The 19,094-nt window shown below is 54.4% G+C and carries 15 protein-coding genes; all 15 read right to left on the reverse strand.

Features of this window, described 5'->3' with window-relative positions; translation table 11 throughout:
* Positions 1–11: 11 nt before the first annotated feature.
* The 15 genes from ftsA to rsmH all read right to left on the reverse strand — a co-directional run bounded on the left by ftsA (position 12) and on the right by rsmH (position 19,082).
* Positions 12–1,247 carry a cell division protein FtsA gene (gene ftsA / locus ACFOUO_RS06805; protein ID WP_380703549.1) on the reverse strand — a complete coding sequence of 412 codons (1,236 nt, stop codon included), beginning with the start codon at positions 1,245–1,247 and terminating at the stop codon, positions 12–14.
* Positions 1,248–1,419: 172 nt separating this feature from the next.
* Positions 1,420–2,145, reverse strand: coding sequence for a cell division protein FtsQ/DivIB (locus ACFOUO_RS06810; protein ID WP_380703550.1), 726 nt, complete (start codon positions 2,143–2,145; stop codon positions 1,420–1,422).
* 139 nt (positions 2,146–2,284) lie between these two features.
* Positions 2,285–3,556: a UDP-N-acetylglucosamine 1-carboxyvinyltransferase gene (gene murA / locus ACFOUO_RS06815; protein WP_380703552.1), complete on the reverse strand. Its 1,272-nt coding sequence runs from the start codon at positions 3,554–3,556 to the stop codon at positions 2,285–2,287.
* A gap of 14 nt (positions 3,557–3,570) precedes the next feature.
* Entirely contained in the window at positions 3,571–4,479 is a 909-nt protein-coding gene (murB, locus tag ACFOUO_RS06820; protein ID WP_380703554.1) for a UDP-N-acetylmuramate dehydrogenase, read from the reverse strand.
* 114 nt (positions 4,480–4,593) lie between these two features.
* The gene (gene murG, locus ACFOUO_RS06825) at positions 4,594–5,706 is read right to left on the reverse strand and encodes an undecaprenyldiphospho-muramoylpentapeptide beta-N-acetylglucosaminyltransferase (RefSeq protein ID WP_380703556.1); all 1,113 of its coding nucleotides are present in this window, start codon (positions 5,704–5,706) and stop codon (positions 4,594–4,596) included.
* Between the two features lie 119 nt (positions 5,707–5,825).
* Positions 5,826–6,926, reverse strand: coding sequence for a stage V sporulation protein E (gene spoVE, locus ACFOUO_RS06830; protein WP_380703558.1), 1,101 nt, complete (start codon positions 6,924–6,926; stop codon positions 5,826–5,828).
* 39 nt (positions 6,927–6,965) lie between these two features.
* Positions 6,966–8,330, reverse strand: a complete 1,365-nt coding sequence (gene murD / locus ACFOUO_RS06835) for a UDP-N-acetylmuramoyl-L-alanine--D-glutamate ligase (protein WP_380703560.1) — start codon at positions 8,328–8,330, stop codon at positions 6,966–6,968.
* Complete coding sequence (gene mraY / locus ACFOUO_RS06840; protein ID WP_380704774.1) at positions 8,330–9,292, reverse strand: phospho-N-acetylmuramoyl-pentapeptide-transferase; 963 nt, start codon at positions 9,290–9,292, stop codon at positions 8,330–8,332. The genes murD and mraY (ACFOUO_RS06840) overlap by 1 nt, the downstream gene beginning before the upstream one ends.
* Before the next feature lie 71 nt (positions 9,293–9,363).
* A complete protein-coding gene (mraY, locus tag ACFOUO_RS06845; protein WP_380703562.1) occupies positions 9,364–10,362 on the reverse strand; it encodes a phospho-N-acetylmuramoyl-pentapeptide-transferase in 999 nt (332 codons plus the stop codon).
* Entirely contained in the window at positions 10,363–11,754 is a 1,392-nt protein-coding gene (locus tag ACFOUO_RS06850) for a UDP-N-acetylmuramoyl-tripeptide--D-alanyl-D-alanine ligase (RefSeq protein ID WP_380703563.1), read from the reverse strand. It lies immediately after the preceding gene.
* Positions 11,690–13,252, reverse strand: coding sequence for a UDP-N-acetylmuramoyl-L-alanyl-D-glutamate--2,6-diaminopimelate ligase (locus ACFOUO_RS06855; protein WP_380703565.1), 1,563 nt, complete (start codon positions 13,250–13,252; stop codon positions 11,690–11,692). The genes ACFOUO_RS06850 and ACFOUO_RS06855 overlap by 65 nt, the downstream gene beginning before the upstream one ends.
* Positions 13,253–13,541: 289 nt before the next feature.
* Positions 13,542–15,455, reverse strand: coding sequence for a stage V sporulation protein D (locus ACFOUO_RS06860; protein WP_380703567.1), 1,914 nt, complete (start codon positions 15,453–15,455; stop codon positions 13,542–13,544).
* Between the two features lie 137 nt (positions 15,456–15,592).
* On the reverse strand, positions 15,593–17,731 hold the full coding sequence (locus ACFOUO_RS06865) for a penicillin-binding transpeptidase domain-containing protein (protein WP_380703569.1): 2,139 nt from the start codon (positions 17,729–17,731) through the stop codon (positions 15,593–15,595).
* Positions 17,732–17,767: 36 nt separating this feature from the next.
* Positions 17,768–18,133 (reverse strand): cell division protein FtsL, encoded by a 366-nt coding sequence (gene ftsL / locus ACFOUO_RS06870; RefSeq protein WP_380703572.1) that lies wholly within the window; start codon positions 18,131–18,133, stop codon positions 17,768–17,770.
* A gap of 16 nt (positions 18,134–18,149) precedes the next feature.
* Positions 18,150–19,082: a 16S rRNA (cytosine(1402)-N(4))-methyltransferase RsmH gene (rsmH, locus tag ACFOUO_RS06875; protein ID WP_380703574.1), complete on the reverse strand. Its 933-nt coding sequence runs from the start codon at positions 19,080–19,082 to the stop codon at positions 18,150–18,152.
* Between the last annotated feature and the right edge of the window lie 12 nt (positions 19,083–19,094).

The raw sequence follows: 19,094 nt of genomic DNA on the forward strand, positions 1-19,094 counted from the left end.
CCGGATCTATCTTAGATGAATTCGCTAAACCAATTTTTCATCCGTTCCAGCGTCGAGGGGCCCCGTCTATTTTTCTGCGGGGGTCTGCTTTGTCCCTGGGGTTCTATCAACCGGAGCATCCAACGTTTCTGAATATAATGGATCATGCCGACTCCGCTGGTGAACGACGGATCCTGAACGCCGATGTAATCGGGTGAAACAATACGAACTGCCTGTCCCAATTGTGACTGTGCCACACCTAGAATATGAGGAATCGACATGACACCTCCAGTGAGCACATAGCCACCGGCGGGCTCTGTGGAATACCCCATGGCCTCCACTTGGCTCCGGATCAGTTGGAAAATCTCCTCCACCCGGGGCTCGATGATCATAGCCAGCTCTTCCTGATCCACCGTATTCTCCCGGTTACTGCCGATGGTGGAAACGGAGAAGACAACGTCCTTAGATGCTTCCTCAACCAAGGCCACTCCGTATTTCCGTTTGAGTTTTTCCGCACTCTCCGTCTGTGTACGCAAGCCGATGGCGATATCATTGGTAATAAATTCACCACCGATCGGCAGCACCGCTGTCGATACCAAATGCCCCTGCTCGAAAACGGCGAGGGTGGTGGCTCCGCCGCCGATATCCGCCAGTACGACCCCCATGTTCTTCTCATCGGCAGAAAGACAGATTTCACTGGCGGCCAAGGGAAGTAAAATAATGCCCGCTACTGACAGAGAAGCCTTCTCCACACAGCGCAGGACATTGTGGATAATGGTCTTGGAGCCGGTAACGATGATCGCTTCCACTTCCAACCGAACCCCTATCATCCCATGGGGATCGTGGATTCCGGTGAGGCCGTCTACAATAAACTGCTTGGGAACCACCTCGATAACGGCTCTCTCAGGAGGCAGGGCTACGACCCGGGCCGCCTGCATAACACGGTCGATGTCCGGCTGCCCGATCTCACGATTTTCACTGGATACAGCGACCACTCCGTGGCTTGATTGCAGGGAAACGTGGTTGCCTGAAACACCCACGAATACTTTTTGAATTTCTATGCCAACCATCCGTTCAGCGTGGTCAATCGCTTCACGGATCGATTGCACCGCCTGGTCGATGTCTATAATAGCCCCTTTCTTCGTCCCCTTGGCGGTCGCCGATCCAACGCCTACAATTTGCGTACTTTCTTTCGTCACCTCGGCGACGATCACGCGAACCTTGGATGTCCCTATATCTAAACTGACGATAAACTCTCCACTGCTCAAATCCTGGGCACCTCCTTGCCCGAGAATCGTAACCCTGTGGTGGAAATGGTTCTCTCTCTATCATGAGGGGAGAAGCGAAGGGAAGATTCCGCTTGTAACACAGGTATTCAACATGGAGGGAGTTTTCCCCTTTTTCCCACCCAACTTTTTATCTCTACAAGTGTGGTGTTTTTCAACTTCCGCCGTCCGTTTTTTCGGGTATGAACCATGTGCTCTCCAACAGGTTGAGTGTGCCAGGAGGGCGGTCCCGAAAGACGGAATAGTATTTCATCTTCTCACCAAAATCACGAGCCCGCACCCGGACAATATGCCCTTGCCGAGTATATGCTTTTATCAGATCCGGATATGTATGATCAGAGCCGGGCCGGATCTCTGAGATTTCGACCCGGATGTTTTCCGGTAAATCGCTTAGTCCCTTTGTCAGTGCCGGCGGAAGCTTCTTGCTTTTCCAGCCCCGCAGAAGCGGACGGTCAATTTGCCCTGTCCAGGTCCTGTTTCGCAAGATGGTCCCATCCGCCAACACGGGGACCGTCTTTCCCTTTTCGTTCCAGTAGGCCGCGCGCGGTACTTCGCGCACATCGATTCGGATCCCGCCAGGAAAGGATCGGATCACTGTCACCCTATCAATCTCGATCATACGTTCCAATTCTCGCTCTGCCCGCTGTTCATCCCAACGGAAGTAGGATGTGCCCTCTTTCAGCCGGGCCCTATCCAGGACCTCCTGCTCTGGTACCATCCGGTTGCCAACCACCTCTATCTCTTGTATTTCACTAAAAGGAGACTTCAAAAACACCAGTAGAAGAATCCCCGTAAAAAAAAACACCAGAAACAGAATCGCCGCAAACGACACAGGTTTGCGGGAGCGGAAAGGGCGGTAGGGAGGCACCCCTTGGTTCATGACGGCATCTCCTCCAGGTCGATAGAAAATCAACACGGATGGAACCTTCATCTATGTTACCATAAAACACTTGGACGCACGGAGGGCATTTCGAAAAATCCCATACAAAAAAACAGCGGCACAAACCGTGCAGCTGTTTTTAACAGGATGCGATTTTCCCCGTCCAGCGCTGGATCTGGCCACCCAATTGGAGCAAGGTTCGGTCCAGCCGTTCGTATCCCCGATCAATGTGGTTAAGTCCAAGAACCCGGGTGGTTCCATGAGCGGCCAGACCGGCGATGACGAGGGCCGCACCCGCCCTGAGGTCGGTCGCTTGAACAGTCGCACCGGTGAGACGAGGCACCCCGCGGATTTCCACGGAATGGGCCCGAGGGACGAGATCAGCCCCCATTCGAGCCAACTCGTGAACATGTTTGAAACGCCCGTCAAAGACCCGTTCCGAGATGACGCTTTGTCCGTCGGTAACGGAAAGCAACGCCATCACCTGAGGCTGCATATCAGTTGGAAAGCCCGGATAGGGTTCCGTTACAACCTCACCGACTCCTCGGAGTCGAGAAGTACCCTTCACCCATAGAACATCCCCCTCATGCTTCAGCGTGGCCCCGGCACGTTCCAATAGGTTGAGGGTGGACTGCATATGTTCCCGAATCACATGGGTAAGGAGCACTTCGCCTCCAGTCATCACCGCCGCTGCCGCCAATGTCCCGGCAACGATCCGGTCCGGGATCACTTCATAAGACACCGGGGTGAGACGCTGTACCCCGCGGATGACGATCGTATCGGTCCCAGCCCCGTGCACGTCCGCCCCCATGAGATTAAGGAAACGTTCCAGATCCGAGATTTCCGGCTCCCGAGCCGCGTTTTTGATTACCGTCTCCCCTTCTGCCCGGACCGCCGCCATCATAATGTTTTCCGTCGCTCCGACGCTGGGGAGATCGAGACGAACCTCCGCTCCAGTCAATCGGCTCGCCGAGCAACGGATAAAGCCGTCCCCTTCCTCGATTTCGGCGCCCAGTAGGGAGAGCCCTTTCAAGTGTAAATCGATAGGACGAGCACCGATGGCGCACCCGCCGGGCCTGGAAATGATGACTTCCTGGAGACGGGACAAAAGAGGACCCATGAGAAAGATGGATGACCGCATTTGACGCATCAAGAACTCCGGAATACGGGCTGTCTTAATCGACGAGGTTTCCAGTTTGACGTTGTTGCCGTCCCATCTCATCTTTACGCCGAGGGCTTGCAGGATCTGACTCATCACATCGGTGTCCGATAGGTGGGGAACGTCCCGGATCTCATGGATCCCTTCGACCAGAAGTGTTGCAGCCAGGATGGGAAGAGCCGAATTCTTGGCGCCTTGAACACGAACGGTACCGTACAGAGGTTTTCCGCCTTTGATGACAAACTGCTCCAATGTTCCACCTCCGTCTACCCCTCGCCCACCACCTGAACTTCCGGCTCCAGTGTGACACCGTATTTTTCCTTAATGGTTCCGATGATGTGCTGAATCAGGGTGAGAACATCGTTGGCCGTTGCATGCCCGCGATTGATAATAAAATTGGCATGTTGCTCGGATACCTCGGCGTCGCCGATCCGGTATCCCTTCAGGCCCGCGGCTTCGATCAGCCGACCGGAGTGGTCGCCCGGCGGGTTGCGGAATACGCTCCCCGCACAAGGATACTGGAGGGGTTGAGTTTGTCTGCGCCGGTCTTTAAATCGGGCCATGGAGTCCGCCACTTGCTTGCGATCGCCCTCCTGCAGGTGGAAGACGGCTTCTGTGACAACCCCTCTTCTTTCGGCCTGGAGGATGGAGGTCCGGTATTTAAAACCGAGTTCTTCCTTAGAAAGGCGGACCCATTGCCCGTCTTCCAACAGTACCTCCGCCGACTCCAGGACACGAGAAAGTTCCGAGCCGTGGGCACCGGCATTCATAAACACGGCACCACCCACCGTACCCGGGATCCCTCCCGCAAACTCAAGACCCGTTAGTCCGTATCGAGCTGCCATCACCGACAACCGAACAAAAGAGTACCCGCCTCCGGCGATCACTCGGTCCCCTTCCACGCGCATATCGTCCAACCCTGTGCCCAATTTGATCACGGCGCCACGAATCCCGCCGTCCCGGACCAGAAGGTTGGAACCCCGGCCGATGACCCGCCAAGGGAGCCCATGCCGGTTAATTACCGACATCGCACGCTCCAGTTCATCTTTGCTGTGGGGATAAACGAGAATATCCGCCGGCCCCCCGACTTTCCAGGTGGTATGACGGGAAAGGGGTTCATCAACCCGCACTTCCTCCACGCCGGCATCTCTCATTTCCCGTGCGATCCGTTCCACAGGTGGGTCCTCCTTTCACAGACACTCCCGCCCGCCATATCCGGGCGCGGTATACGATAGTTTATGCCTCCGCCCGTTTTGTGTGACGGAAGCCCCCTCCCCGCTGCATGGGATTTAGCGGCGGTTAAAGCTAATCTTTTCCAGTTCATCGACAATCACCTCCGCGGCATCGGGGCGACCCAACTTGCGGGATTCTTCACTCATTCGTCGGTGGCGTTGGGGATCGTTCATTACTTCCACAATCGTTTCCCAGAGTCGCTCACCGCTCAAATCCCGTTCCAAGATCATCCGACCCGCGTTATGATCCTCTAATAAGCGGGCGTTGGGTTCTTGGTGATTATTGGTCACATAAGGAGAAGGGATGAGGATAGCCGGAACCCCGAGGGCAGTCAACTCAGCAAGAGTCGTCGCCCCAGCCCGGGCTACAACCAGGGAAGTGGCCGCCAGTACATCGGGCATGTTGTAGATAAAGGGTTTCACCGTTAAGTTCGGCCATTTGTCCGTTTCTATCTTAGCAGTTACGTCGTCATAATGCACCTCACCGGTTACATAGACGAAATCGAGATGGCTTGCCTCCGAGATACGAGGAAGCATCGCTTCGACCGCATCGTTGATCGGTTTGGCACCCCGGCTGCCCCCAAAAATAAGGACGATGGGCTTGTCCGACCCGGATAATCCGAGGGATTCCCTCCCCTTATCTCCGTCGGCATGGGTTACTTCTGTCCCCCTCGGATTGCCCGTATGGAGAATACGCTTCGCTTTGGTCAGGTGCTTCTCCGAACCCGTTAGGCTGATGGCCGTCACGTCAACGTAACGGGAGAGAAAGCGGGTGGTCAACCCTGGAAAGACATCCGGCTCTAGAATCAAGGTCGGCACACCCAGCTTGGCGGCCGCAAATAGAGCAGGACCACTCACATATCCCCCAGTTCCAACCATGGCATCGGGTTGAAAGCGGCGGATATATTCCTTACATTTACGGACAGCCCGAATAAATTTGGCGACCGTCTCCAGGTTATCGAGGGAAAGCTTCCGCTTGAAACCCTGGATTTCCACGTCAAAAAAAGAGATCTCCCCTGCCTTGGGGACAATCTGCGCTTCCAAACCCTTGGTTGTGCCGATATATCCGATCTCGACGGCGGGATGGCGGCGGCGGACCGCTTCCGCAATGGAAAGCGCGGGGTAGATGTGGCCGCCTGTTCCTCCGCCGGAGAGCATCACTTTTTTCATAGTATCCCCCGTTCCTTGTATACTGGATGACCATGACCGAGGAAGGGTGGATTTCCTAGCTAGGGTTACCGGCCCACCCCTTCTCTCGATAGATGGTTAAACAAAATGATTAAGAACATTCATTCTTTCATTTGACGGGACAGATTGAGGAGAATTCCCACCGCCACAAGCGTGAGGGTCAGGGAAGATCCCCCGTAACTGAGGAAAGGCAAGGTAATTCCCGTCACTGGGAAAGCACCGGAGACAACCCCGATATTGATCACTGCCTGGATAACGATCATCCCCGTCACCCCGGCTGCCACCAGGCTGTAAAACATGTCGGGAACGGTAATCGCTACCCTAAGGCCACGCCAGATCAGGATGGAGAACAACAAGATCGCGGTACCAGCCCCCAAAAACCCTAGTTCTTCCGCCAATATGGAAAAAATGAAATCCGTATGGGGTTCCGGCAGGTAAAGGTGTTTCTGTCGACTCATTCCCAGACCTAATCCCATTAAACCGCCAGGGCCGATGGCGAAGAGTGATTGAATCAACTGATATCCCGCACCTAGGGGATCCTGCCAGGGGTCTAAGAAGGCGGTGATCCGCTTGATCCGGTACGGGGCTGCCATCACGAGACCAGCAAAGCCAGCAACCCCCAACATCGAGAGGCCCAATAAATATTTGATCCGGGTGCCTGCCGCATAGATGAGCACCACCGCTGTCCCCATCATCACGGTGCCTGTTCCCAAGTCTGGCTGCATCATGATCAACGCGAAAGCGGAACCCGCGATTCCAAGGGGCATTAGCATACCCTTTTTGAAAGTGCGGGTCTCTTCCGCATTTCGAGTAAAATAACGAGATAAAAAGAGAATGACGGCCAGCTTGGTGAATTCGGATGGCTGAATACTGAAAGCACCGATCCCCAGCCAGCTGCGGGCACCGTTCCGCAGGATTCCCAAACCGGGAATAAGGACAGCGATCAGCAACAGAAAGCAAACCAACAGGGCAGGCTTGGCCCAGTGGTAAAAAAACCGGGGATCCAGTCTGGAAACAATGAACATCAGGAAAACGCCCAACCCGGCGAACAGCAGTTGCCGCTTTGCGTAAAAAAAACTGTCGCCGAACTTATGGTAGGAGTAAGCGGCACTGGCACTGTAAACCATAATGACCCCGATTGTCAGCAGTGCCAAAATCGCACCGATAATGATTGTATCAGGAGCACTCCGGGGTTTGGGCATGAACGTTTCACCTCTTCAGGCGGATTGGGGCAAGCCTTATTACAGGTTATGCACGGCTTGTTTAAAAATGCTTCCCCTCTCCTCAAAGGAGGTGTACTGATCCCAGCTGGCGCAGGCCGGTGACAGGAGAACGATATCCCCCTTTCCGGCCATGGAGGCGGCGGCTCCGACGGCCTCCTTCACATCATTCACCCGTAAACGGTGGGGGACCCCCGCTTCCTTGGCACGGGCGATCAGGATGTCGGCAGTTTGCCCATAGGTGACAATCCCTTTCAACCGGCGACCAAAGACAGGGATCAATTCTGGAAATTCAACACCTCGGTCAAGCCCCCCGGCAATCAGTATCACGGGTTCCGTGAAGGAATCCATCGCGGACACCGCTGCTTTGGCATTGGTCGCTTTGGAATCATTATACCAACGGACCCCCCGTTTTTCGGTAACGAACTCCAGGCGATGTTCCACCCCGGTGAACGCGGACAGCTCCCGCCGGACGGCCTCTGCCGGGCATCCTGCTGCCAGTGCGATAGCCGCGGCGGCCAACCCATTCTCCTGGTGAACCCCTGGCAGACGCATCTCCGATACAGGCATCAATTCCCACTCCGGTTTCCCCGGCAGGCGAGCAATCACCCGGTCTCCTTCAATGAAAACACCCTGGCTGACTCGCTCCCGTCGGCTAAACCAAAGGATGTTGGAGGAGATTTTCTCCGCCGCCGCCCGACAAGCCGAGGAATCCCGGTTGAGAACCGCGATATCCTCCGTCCTTTGATTCATAAAGAGCTTCTCTTTGGATTCCGTGTAATCAACAAGGTCTCCATGATAATCCAGGTGGGCAGGAACAATGTTGAGAAGCGCCCCGATCCTCGGACGAAAGGTGTTGACCCCTTTTAACTGAAAGCTGGAAAGCTCCGCTACCAACCACTCCTCTGCTCCCATCCCAGGCGCTACTTCTGCCAAAGCCCGACCGATGTTACCCGCCACCTGGGAGGGAACATCACCTGCTGCCAGCATACGCCCTACCAAAGTAGTCGTGGTCGTCTTCCCATTCGAACCCGTAATCCCAATAACGGGAGCCTTCGTTATCCGGTAGGCAATTTCTACTTCTGTAACCACCGGGATCCCCTTGGTGATCGCCGACTGCACCGGGGGTGCTGTATAGGGGATTCCCGGATTCTTAACCAATAGGTTCACCCTATCGTGGATCAGATCAACGGGGTGCCCCCCGCAAATCACGGGGACTCCCAATTTTTCCAATGCTTCCGCCTCAGGGCATTCTGATCGCGGTTTCCGGTCATTGACCGTCACTTTCGCTCCCAGATCGTGCAACAATTTAGCAACGGCCACCCCGCTCCGGGCGAGGCCCAGAACAACGACACGGAGGCCCTTCCAATCATCTGACGATGACATTACTGCAAAAACACCTCCAGAAAAATACCCAATCCGGCAAGGAGAAACCCGGCCATCCAAAAGGTGGTAACCACGCGCCACTCGGACCAACCGACCAGTTCGAAGTGGTGGTGGATCGGGCTCATGCGGAAGATCCGTTTCCCCCGCAGTTTGACAGAGCCCACTTGGGTGATCACCGACAACGTCTCAATCACGAACACGCCGCCGATAATGGGAAGCAGGAGCTCCGTCTTCGTGATCACCGCCAGTGCTGCTAGACCGCCTCCAAGCGCGAGGGACCCGGTGTCTCCCATGAACACTTTAGCGGGATGGGCGTTAAAAACCAGGAAGGCGAGCAGCGCGCCGACTACCGCAACGGAAAAGATGACCACATTGGGATTGCTCTGTACCATACCGATAACAGCATAGGCCCCATAAGCAATGGCAGCCGTTCCAGCAGCCAGTCCATCCAGACCGTCGGTCAGATTGACCGCGTTGGAAGCGGCAATCATGATTACCACCAACAGCGGCAGGTACATCCAATTCAATGCAATATGGATATCCGTCCCCGGAACGCCGATGGTGGAGATGGCCTTATACGTACCGCCAATCACCCGTACTTCCCACAGGACCCAAAAGAGGACAAGACCGATAAAGAGTTGGCCTAGGAGCTTTTGTTTCGCTGTGAGACCCAAGTTTCTCTTCATCACTACCTTGATATAATCGTCCAAAAACCCGAGGATCCCATACCCCAGCGTAGCAAACAGCAAAAAGAACAAATCGGACAGGCCGATGTTTCTCTTTTCCGCGAGGAGGATACTTCCCAGAGGAATAGCTGTCAGGACTGTCGCCGTCAGGAAAATGGCGCCTCCCATAGTAGGAGTCCCCGATTTTTTGCGGTGGGCTTCAGGGCCCTCATCTCGGATCGCCTGGCCGAACTTCAGCCGCCGTAAGATCGGGATGGCGAACGGCCCCAGCACCATACCCACTCCAAAAGCAGCGGTCAGCACCAATAAGACCAAGACATGGGGGCTCCAACCGATAGACGGAATCATCAGCCCAGGAACACCTCCAGATAAATCCCCAACCCAGCAAGTAGGAAGCCGAGCAGCCAAAACGTGGTGACTACGCGCCACTCCGACCAGCCGACGAGTTCAAAATGATGGTGAACTGGACTCATGAGAAATACCCGTTTTCCCCGCAATTTGAATGAAGCCACCTGAATCATCACAGACAAGGTCTCGATGACAAACACCCCACCGATGATCAACAAGAGAAGCTCGGTCTTCGTGATCACCGCCAGCGCTGCCAGACCGCCTCCTAGAGCGAGAGATCCCGTATCCCCCATGAAAACTTTGGCAGGATGGGCGTTGAAAACCAGGAAGCCGAGCAGGGCACCTACAACAGCGGTGGAGAAAATCACCACCATGTAGTTACTTTGCACCAAGCCAATAATGGCGTAAGCTCCATAGGCAATCGCAGCCGTCCCAGACACGAGGCCGTCTAAACCGTCGGTCAGATTGACCGCGTTGGAAGCGGCAATCATGATGACCACCAACAACGGTAAGTACATCCAGTTCAAGTCAAAATGAATTTCCGTCCCTGGGATACCAATAGTGGATATCGACGGGTTATCTCCCCGAACCACCCGGACTTCCCGCAGAACCCAGAAGAGGACGAGCCCGATGAAAAGTTGGCCGAGAAGCTTTTGTTTTGCCGTGAGGCCCAAGTTCCTTTTCATTACTACTTTGATATAATCGTCGAGAAATCCGAGAATCCCGTAACCCAGCGTGGCAAAAAGCAGGAAAAATAAGTCCGAGACACGATTGGAGAACATATTGCTCAGAGGAATCGCGGTCAAGACCATTGCTGTGAGAAAGATAGTTCCTCCCATCGTGGGGGTGCCTGCCTTTTTTTGGTGGGCTTTCGGTCCTTCATCTCGGATCGCCTGACCAAATTTCAACCTTCTAAGGATCGGAATGACGAAGGGTCCCAACAATACACCGAGGCCGAAAGCCACGGCAAGGGGTACCAGAAGAATACGCATATCCATTTAGACCTTTTTCTCTCCTTTTAGAAGTTGCTCCACCACGATTTCCAGCCGGGCTCCGCGGGAGGCCTTCACGAGGAGGACCGCTCCCGATCTCCCGTCGGCCCCCAGAACACTTGCGGCTTCCGCTGCATCGGCGAAATGAACTACGCTCTGCTCAGGAGCCGCCTCTTTCGCTCCTTCGGCAATCCAAGCGCCTTTCGAGCCCATCGTATAAATCCGAGAAACCCCCTTCTCAACAGCGAAGCGTCCGACTTCCCGGTGGTACTTCTTCTCATCCGGCCCGATCTCCAACATGTCACCGAGGAGCACCCACTTCTCCTCATAACCTTCCAGGGAGACAAGGAGGTCGATAGCGGCCTTCATCGCGGTCGGGCTAGCGTTGTAAGCGTCGTTAATGATCAGCATCCCATTAGGAGCGTATGTCTGCTCTAGGCGCATTCCTGTAAGACGTACCCGGGAAAGCCCTTCCTGAATCTCACCTTCGGAGAGACCGAAAGAACGACCAACCGCCACGGTCAAGAGGGCATTGACGGCATTATAGCGGCCCGGTATCGGAAGGGAAAAGCGTGTACCCACAGCCTGGGAAGTAAAAGCAATACCCTTCGCCCCCTCCGCTTTGAAATCGACAACCGTATCATCGTTACCTGCGTCCCACCCGATCCGGGTTACCTGCCGTTTCTCCTCTGTCAGCCTTTCCCGGAGCAGGGGTTCATCTCCGTCGACGATCAGGGCGCCATTTTCAGCCAAACCTTCCCGAATCTCCAATTTGGCATCGGCAATTGCCTCCCGACTACCCAAAAATTCAAGGTGGGCATCACCCACATTGGTGATCACCGCCAAATCCGGTGCTCCAATGGCAGATAACCGGGCAATTTCCCCTGTATGGTTCATTCCCATCTCTACCACGGCCACTTCTGTTTCCGGAGGCATAGCAAGCAAGGTAAGGGGCAGACCGATATGGTTGTTCAGGTTCCCTTCGGTACGGTGAACCCTGTATTTTACTGACAGAACGGAGCCGATCAATTCCTTCGTCGTCGTCTTCCCATTACTGCCGGTAACGGCCACGACTTTCACACCTAGTTCCCGGCGGTAGACGGCTGCTAATTCTTGCAAAGCAACAAGCGTATCCTTCACTCGGATAAGAGGCAGGACCGGCTCTTCCGGCAAGGGGTGGTCTTCCTGCCACAGAGCAGCAGCAGCCCCCTGGGACGCAGCGTTAACCAGGTAGTCATGGCCGTCAAAGCGTTCTCCAACTAAGGGAATATAAAGCTGGTTCACCCGGAGAGTCCGGGTATCCGTAGAAACCCCCTCAACGAGAAGGGTTCGATCAGATACCCCTCCTATGAGCTTTCCGTTGGTTATGTTGGTAATAGCTTTCAGTGTTTTTTGCATGGCTCTCCTCTGTCCTTAATGCTTGGATTCGCTTGATCGCTTCCCGGGCTTGTTCTCGGTCGTCAAAATCATAGCGAACACCATTGATTTCCTGATAGGTTTCGTGCCCTTTGCCAGCAATTAGCACCATATCACCAGGACGGGCTCTTTCAACACAGAATTGGATCGCTTCCGCCCGATCCGGGAGGGTGGTGACACGCTCGCGGGGCACCTGTTTAACCCCTTCCAGCATGTCATCGATGATCCTAAGGGGATCTTCCGTACGGGGATTGTCCGAGGTAATCACCAAGTGATCGCTGTACCGGGCCCCGATCTCAGCCATGAGGGGTCGTTTGGTACGGTCCCGGTCCCCACCGCACCCCACCACACAAAAAACGGTTCCTTGGGCAACCTCCCGGATAGTAGTCAACACATTCTCCAAGCCATCAGGGGTATGAGCATAGTCAACCAATACGGTAAAGGGCTGACCGTTATCCACCTGTTCCAGGCGTCCGTCTACTCCACGGATTCTTTCCAGGGAATCACGGATATCTTCCAGTGGCACCCCTTCTCCCAGAGCGACTGCAGCAGCTGCCAGCACATTGTAAACACTGAACTTACCCATCATCTTCATATCAACTTGGACGGAACCCTGGTAGGTAGCGAGAGTAAAGCGGGTTCCGCCAGGGTGGAAACGAATGTTTTCCGCTTTAACATCAGCTTTTTGCTCGATGCCGTATCGAAGGACTTGTGCCGGTGTGACCCTGGCAAAGTAATCCGAAGCAGGATCGTCCGCGTTCAGAACAGCCAAGGGCTGGTCCACACTCCGATCGGCATAACCATTGCCGAGCTGGCTGAACAGCAGCGCCTTGGCGTTCCGGTAATTCTCCATCGTTTCATGATAATCGAGATGGTCTTGGGTTAAATTGGTGAACACGGCCGTACGGAACCGGCACCCCCGGGTCCTACCCAAATCCAGTGCGTGAGAGGACGCTTCGATCACGGCGTGGCTGCACCCTTCATCCACCATGCGGCGGAAGCTTCGTTGCAGCTCGATCACTTCCGGAGTGGTATTTTTCACCGGGAAGACATCCTCCCCGATCTGCATATTGATAGTACCGATCAGGCCCGTTTTCTGTCCCTGGTTCTGTAGGATATGACGGATCAGATGGGCGGTTGTCGTCTTACCGTTGGTACCGGTAATCCCGATTAATTTCAGGTCCGACGTAGGACGACGGTAAAAAACGTCTGAGAAGACCGCCATCGCCCGGCGAGTGTCCGGCACCCGAATGACGGGAACGTCAGCGGTTATTTCCTCTTCGACAACGAGGGCCGCCGCCCCATTTTCCAGGGCCTCGGGAATAAAACGATGCCCATCCACCGTAAACCCGCGAAGAGCGATAAACAGATCCCCCGGCTGGACCTGACGGGAAGCAGTCTGAATGCCATGGATCTCGGTATCCCTATCTCCCGATACGGATCCCAGCACGAGTGAATTGCACAGTTTCTCCAGTCTCATATGTACCTCCCTTAAGATCGACAGGGGAATGCCTGACACCATTATATCCGAAGAAAAATACGGAAAGACACGAGAAATGCCAGGGGGTCCTCCTGGCATGTTGGATTGGATCATCCCTATTTTAATCGTCTTTCGACTATTTGTCACCCGGATAGAACCGTTGTTCATCCTCTGATCCCCCTACCTATCGGTTATGAAGGCGATATCCTTTCATTTGGTCCGAGGAATTCTATAACCCGTTTCGGCTCTAAACCAGGAAATAAAGACTATATTTGGGCACTGTTGATCACTAATCACCCAGATAAATGCGGATGGGGGTGCCCTTTTTCACCCGCTGGCCGGGCTTCGGCGTCTGGCTGACAATCTTTTCCCCCTTTCCTCGCACCTCCAGACGGGTGTCAAACAAGCTGTTCCGAATATCATCGACTTCTTGACCGATCAAGTTGGGAATCTTTACAATCGGAGTGGTCTGAGGGGTCACCTCCGGTGGAATCTGGCTTTTCCGTTTCGGCACTTTCAGGTGGCGGAGGCTGTCGTGCAGGATATTTTTCACAATAGGAGCCGCCACCACACCTCCGAACTGGATTCCCTTGGGATTGTCCACCGCCAGATATACGACCAGCTCCGGGTCGTCCGCCGGGGCAAAGCCAATGAAAGAGACAATATGGTTATTCTTTAGATATCTTCCATCAGGCCCCACTTTTTGGGCAGTTCCCGTTTTCCCCCCGACCCGGTATCCGTCGATAAAAGCCTTCCTCCCTGTTCCCCGGGCAACCACGCTTTCCAAAGCCTCGCGCACTTGTTTGGATGTCGCTTCAGAGATGACCCGACTTTTCACTTTAGGTTTGAATTCCTCCACTTTCTGCCCGGTATCCGGGTCGATCCAGGCTTTCTCCAGGTGGGGTTGCATCAGCTTGCCCCCATTGACAGCGGCTGCCACAGCAGCCACCTGTTGAAGGGGTGTGACGGAAACCCCCTGCCCGAAAGCTGTTGTCGCCAATTCAACCGGCCCCGCCCGTTCCGGTGAAAAGAGAATTCCCTTCGCCTCGCCGTTCAGGTCAATCCCCGTTTTCTTCCCGAACCCGAATTTACGGATATAGGAAAATAACGTCTCTTCCCCTAGGCGCTGGCCCAGGTTGACAAAGCCCGGGTTGCAGGAGTTTTCTACCACTTCCAGGTAAGACTGGGATCCATGCCCCCCATGCTTCCAGCAACGAAGCCGGGCACCTGCTACTTTGATAAACCCTGGATCATGGAAAAACTCCTTCAGGTTAACCTTATTCTCTTCTAAAGCTGCAGCCAACGTAATGATCTTAAAGGTAGACCCCGGTTCATAGGTGCGCCAGATTGGCAGATTCCGGTTATATATCTGGGGGTCTACATGCCGATATTCATCCGGTTTAAACGTAGGCCGACTCCCCATCCCGAGGATTTCCCCTGTCTTTGGATTCATAGCGATCGCCAGGATGTTTTCCGGTTGATACTGAGCCATCGCCTGGTCCATTTCCCGTTCGATGTAAGTCTGGATCGCTTTATCCAACGTCAGTTCCAGATCCATGCCATCTTCAGGCGGTGTGTACTTATCCTCGCCGCCAGGGAGACGCTCCCCTTTGGCATTAGCCCCGAAGGAAACATAACCCTTTGTCCCCTGTAACTGCTTGTCATAGACCAGTTCAAGTCCTGCCAACCCCTGATTGTCGATACCGGCAAATCCCAAAACGTGAGCTGCCAAGCTTCCCGTGGGGTAATGACGTTTATTATCTTCGGCGATGGCAATCCCCGGCAGTTGCAGGGAATGAATCGCCCATGCCCGCTCTTCACTGATCTTCCTCCCATAGGGAGAGATCCGGACGATCAATTGCTTTTTCGTAATCAGCCGATAGATTTTCTCCTCCGGCGCCATCAGGACCCGGGCCAATTGGCGGGCCGTCTCCGCTGGATCCTTGATCTGCGCAGGAATCGCCAGGACGGAAGGAGCGCTGATATTATAGGCCAGCGTCTTCCCGTTCCGGTCCAAGATCCGGCCCCGTTTTCCCTCAAAGGGAATATCTCGGGTCCACAACTTCTGTGCCTTGTCATTCAACCACTGCCCTCGGACCAACTGGACGTATCCCAGTCGAACCAGGAGCCCGCCAAAAAGCAGGAGTCCCACCAGCAATGTAATAAAGAGGCGCTTACGCACCAGATGGCTGGTCACCCGCAAGATACCGACCCCCTTCCATGAGACAGGTTCTCTTACAGACAACCCTATTCTTAGAAATGAGAGGGTAGAACAAAGACCGCTGGGGGACCTTCCCGTTCCTTCTCTATAAAAAAAGCTTCCCATTTGGGAAGCCCTTCTCATTGCCATTTGGGAGGCTCTAATTTCAGACTGATCCGTTTTTGGTCCATGATTCGATCTCCCGGAGTGATGGACTGGCCGATGACAAACCCCTCTCCTGTCGGATCGGAGTCCAGATCCAGGAGGCGGCAGATATCCATCGCTTCACGGAGAGTTTTCCCACGTAAATCGGGCATTTCCAGGGCTTCTGTATTCTCCGTCAACAAATAGGCTGTATCCCGTGTCAGCCGACTTCCGTCGGTCGGATATTGAGCAACCACCTTTTTACCCCCGCCTAGAACCTGCGCACGAACCCCTTTTTTCTCCAAGGAACGTTTCACTTCGTTTACGGGACGACCGACCCAGTCTTCCGCTATCATACCAGGTGTTCTATGAGCTTTGGCCGTTGCTCCTTCGCGGGCGTGGGTCGGCTTCACCCCGAGTTCCAGCAGGGAATCTTTAATGATCTCACGTGCCGCGGGGGCTGCGACAGTTCCACCATGTCCAGAGCCTTTGGGTTCATCCACGGCAACGTAGACGACCACCCGGGGATTTTTCGCCGGAGCGAAACCGACAAAGGAGACCATGTATTGACCGGGGGCGTATCCCTTTCCCCCTTGCTTCGGCTTCTGGGCGGTTCCCGTCTTACCCGCTACTTCATATCCCGGCAGCTCGGCTTCCTTCCCCGTCCCCTTCAAGACAACCCCCCGCAGCAACTCTCGAACTTTGGCGGCGGTCTCTTTGGAAACAACATCTCTGCGAACAACAAAAGGTTGGTTCTCTTTAACCACTGCATCGGTAGTAGGATCAACCACTTTTTTTACCACATGGGGGCGATAAAGGGTACCTCCGTTGGCGATGGCGGTAACCGCCATTACTTGCTGGATCGGGGTGACTGCGATCCCTTGGCCGAAAGCCGTAGTGGCCAATTCTAACTTATGAAGAGGCTTATGACCGAAGAAATACCCCCGCCCCTCCGCCTGTAGATCAATCCCTGTGGGTTGTCCCGAACGATCCGTAATTCGGCCAAATCCAAAACGGTCAATATAACGTTCCAGCCGGTCGGCTCCCAATTTTTCACCCAGGTGGACAAAGGCTACGTTACTGGAAAGGTTGACACCATCGGCATACGTGATCTTACCCCAACCTTTATTATTCCAATCCCTGATCGTTCCTCCTCCAACTTCGATGGAACCGGACTGAAACCTTTGGTCGGACTGGAAGACATTTTCCTCAATGGCAGCAGCCAAGGTGACGATTTTAAAGGTTGAACCGGGCTCAAACTGGGAACTAATCGCGATATTCGTATCATTCCATCCGGAACGCCATGTTTCCGCGTAATGGTTGGGATTAAAGTTGGGACGGTTGGCCATGGCAAGGATTTCTCCCGTCTTCGGGTCAGCGACGATCGCGGTCGCCCCCTTCGCCCGATAACGGGCCATCACCTGATCCAGTTGCCGTTCGACATCGGATTGGATTTCACGGTTGAGGGTGAGCACCAGATCTTTTCCCTGTTGAGGGGGTTGAAACTCCTCTGCGCTGTTGGGCACTTTGATCCCAAGGGCATCTTTTTTGAACCGGATCTTTCCCGGTCGTCCGCGCAGCAGTTTGTCATACTTTTGTTCCAGCCCTCCTGCCGGATCTCCCTCCACATTGACGAAACCTAGGACGTGAGCCGCCAGCTTACCTTCCAGGTAATTCCGCCCCGTCGTCTGGATAGCGTAGATCCCATCCAGACCGAGAGCCATGATTTTATCCCGCTTTTCTTGGAGCACCTTGTAGTTCCCGCCATTTTTCAATTCCACCTGGTTGATACCCTTCTTGGTCAGCTTCTGATATAGGACATCCTCCGGAATATCTAGTAGCGGGGACAGTTTCTTCGCTGTTTTTCGCGGGTCATCGATCCGTTTCAGATCCGCAGCAATGATGTAGGCTCTCACTTCTTCCACTAAATCGTTTCCCTTGCGGTCTTTGATGGAGCCACGCTTCGGCTTGATAACATCTCTTTTTTCCCAGGTCTTTCCTGCTCGCTCCCGCAGAAAAGAAGCATCCACCGTCTGAATCCAGAACAACCGAAAGATCACCGCTGTCAGGAGAAAAATGAATGTAATCCCGACGAACAGTGATCTCAGTTTACTCTGCTTGCTGGTCGGACTCACTCTCTCCACTCCCCATGCCGGTCATTCACCTGCATCCTATTTGACGGATTTTTCCGGGCGGTTCCGCTCTGCCAGGATCATACCCTTATCTTCAGCATACCGGCGAATTCGTTCCCCGCTCTTCAGCTCCTTCTGTTCCGATTCCAGTTGTTGGTTGGTATCCTGCAATTGGACGGTTTCCTGCTCCACTTTCTGCAATTTCACGTTGAGTTCTGCTACAGCTGCATAGCGGGACAACACCAGCGACGCGAGGGCGACGCAGATGATCACGCTGAACAGGTACAGGATCTTCTCTCCGGCGGGAAGCCCGCGTCGTAACGGCCGGCTCTCTCTCTGTGCCGCAACCTTCGGTTGGCTCTCCAATTGGTAGGCAACCGAAGTGTTTCCCCGGTACTCTCTCATATTCTCTTGACCCTCCTCACACTTTTTCCGCAACACGCAGCTTCGCCGACCGGGCCCGCGGGTTTTCTCCCGTCTCTCCGGGCGACGGCTGTATCGGTTTCTTCGTAATGATGCGGACAATCGGACTTCTCCCGCAAGTGCAAACGGGAAAGTCAGGCGGACAAATGCAACCGCGCGCTTTTTCCTGGAACTTCTTTTTGCAAATCCGGTCCTCCAGCGAATGGAAAGTAATTACACTCGCGCGACCTTGAGGACGCAGGCGCTCAATCGCGATTTCCAAGGCTTCTTCAAAAGCGTTCAATTCATCGTTGACTGCGATCCGGATCCCTTGAAAACTCCTACGGGCGGGGTGCGGACCCGTCCTTCGGGCCGCAGCGGGAATCGCTTCTTTGATGATCTCTGCCAGTTCCAGAGTGCTCCCGATCGGATGACGGGACCGATGTTCCTCAATCCGACGAGCGATCCGACGAGCAAATCGTTCTTCACCATAGCGGGACAGGATTCGAGCAATCTCCTCTACGGGCCATTCGTTAACCACGTCATAGGCGGTTAGATCACCCTCCGGGTCCATCCGCATATCCAAAGGAGCCTCCTGGTGGTAACTAAAGCCCCTCTCCCCCTCATCAAGCTGAGGGGAGGAAACGCCGAGGTCAAATAGAACCCCGTCCACTGCTTCCAGCCCCAAATTGTCCAGTACGCGGTCCAGTTTGCGAAAGTTGCTTTTGACGAGGCGGACTCGTGGTGCAGCTCCACTTAGCCGCTCCTCTGCTGCCGCTAGGGCTTTATCATCCTGATCGATTCCGATCAGCATTCCCTCCGGCCCCAGAGTTTCCGCAATCAAGCAGCTGTGGCCCGCGCCGCCCAGGGTACAATCTACATACACACCGGCTGGGTTCACCTGGAGCCCTTCCACCGCCTCACGCTTCAAAACCGTCTCATGACGAAACAAAGACTTCAACCT

Origin of the sequence: Salinithrix halophila (assembly GCF_042650125.1) — a bacterium.
In the GTDB taxonomy this organism is placed as follows: Bacteria; Bacillota; Bacilli; order Thermoactinomycetales; family DSM-45169; genus Salinithrix; species Salinithrix halophila.

Excerpts from the sequence above, each read along its gene's own strand:
- ACFOUO_RS06810 (WP_380703550.1), bottom strand. The coding sequence starts at position 2,145 with ATGAACCAAGGGGTGCCTCCCTACCGCCCTTTCCGCTCCCGCAAACCT.
- murG (WP_380703556.1), bottom strand. The coding sequence starts at position 5,706 with ATGAAAAAAGTGATGCTCTCCGGCGGAGGAACAGGCGGCCACATCTAC.
- spoVE (WP_380703558.1), bottom strand. The coding sequence starts at position 6,926 with ATGCCCAAACCCCGGAGTGCTCCTGATACAATCATTATCGGTGCGATT.
- murD (WP_380703560.1), bottom strand. The coding sequence starts at position 8,330 with ATGTCATCGTCAGATGATTGGAAGGGCCTCCGTGTCGTTGTTCTGGGC.
- mraY (WP_380704774.1), bottom strand. The coding sequence starts at position 9,292 with ATGGTGCTGGGGCCGTTCGCCATCCCGATCTTACGGCGGCTGAAGTTC.
- mraY (WP_380703562.1), bottom strand. The coding sequence starts at position 10,362 with ATGGATATGCGTATTCTTCTGGTACCCCTTGCCGTGGCTTTCGGCCTC.
- ACFOUO_RS06850 (WP_380703563.1), bottom strand. The coding sequence starts at position 11,754 with ATGCAAAAAACACTGAAAGCTATTACCAACATAACCAACGGAAAGCTC.
- ACFOUO_RS06855 (WP_380703565.1), bottom strand. The coding sequence starts at position 13,252 with ATGAGACTGGAGAAACTGTGCAATTCACTCGTGCTGGGATCCGTATCG.
- ftsL (WP_380703572.1), bottom strand. The coding sequence starts at position 18,133 with ATGAGAGAGTACCGGGGAAACACTTCGGTTGCCTACCAATTGGAGAGC.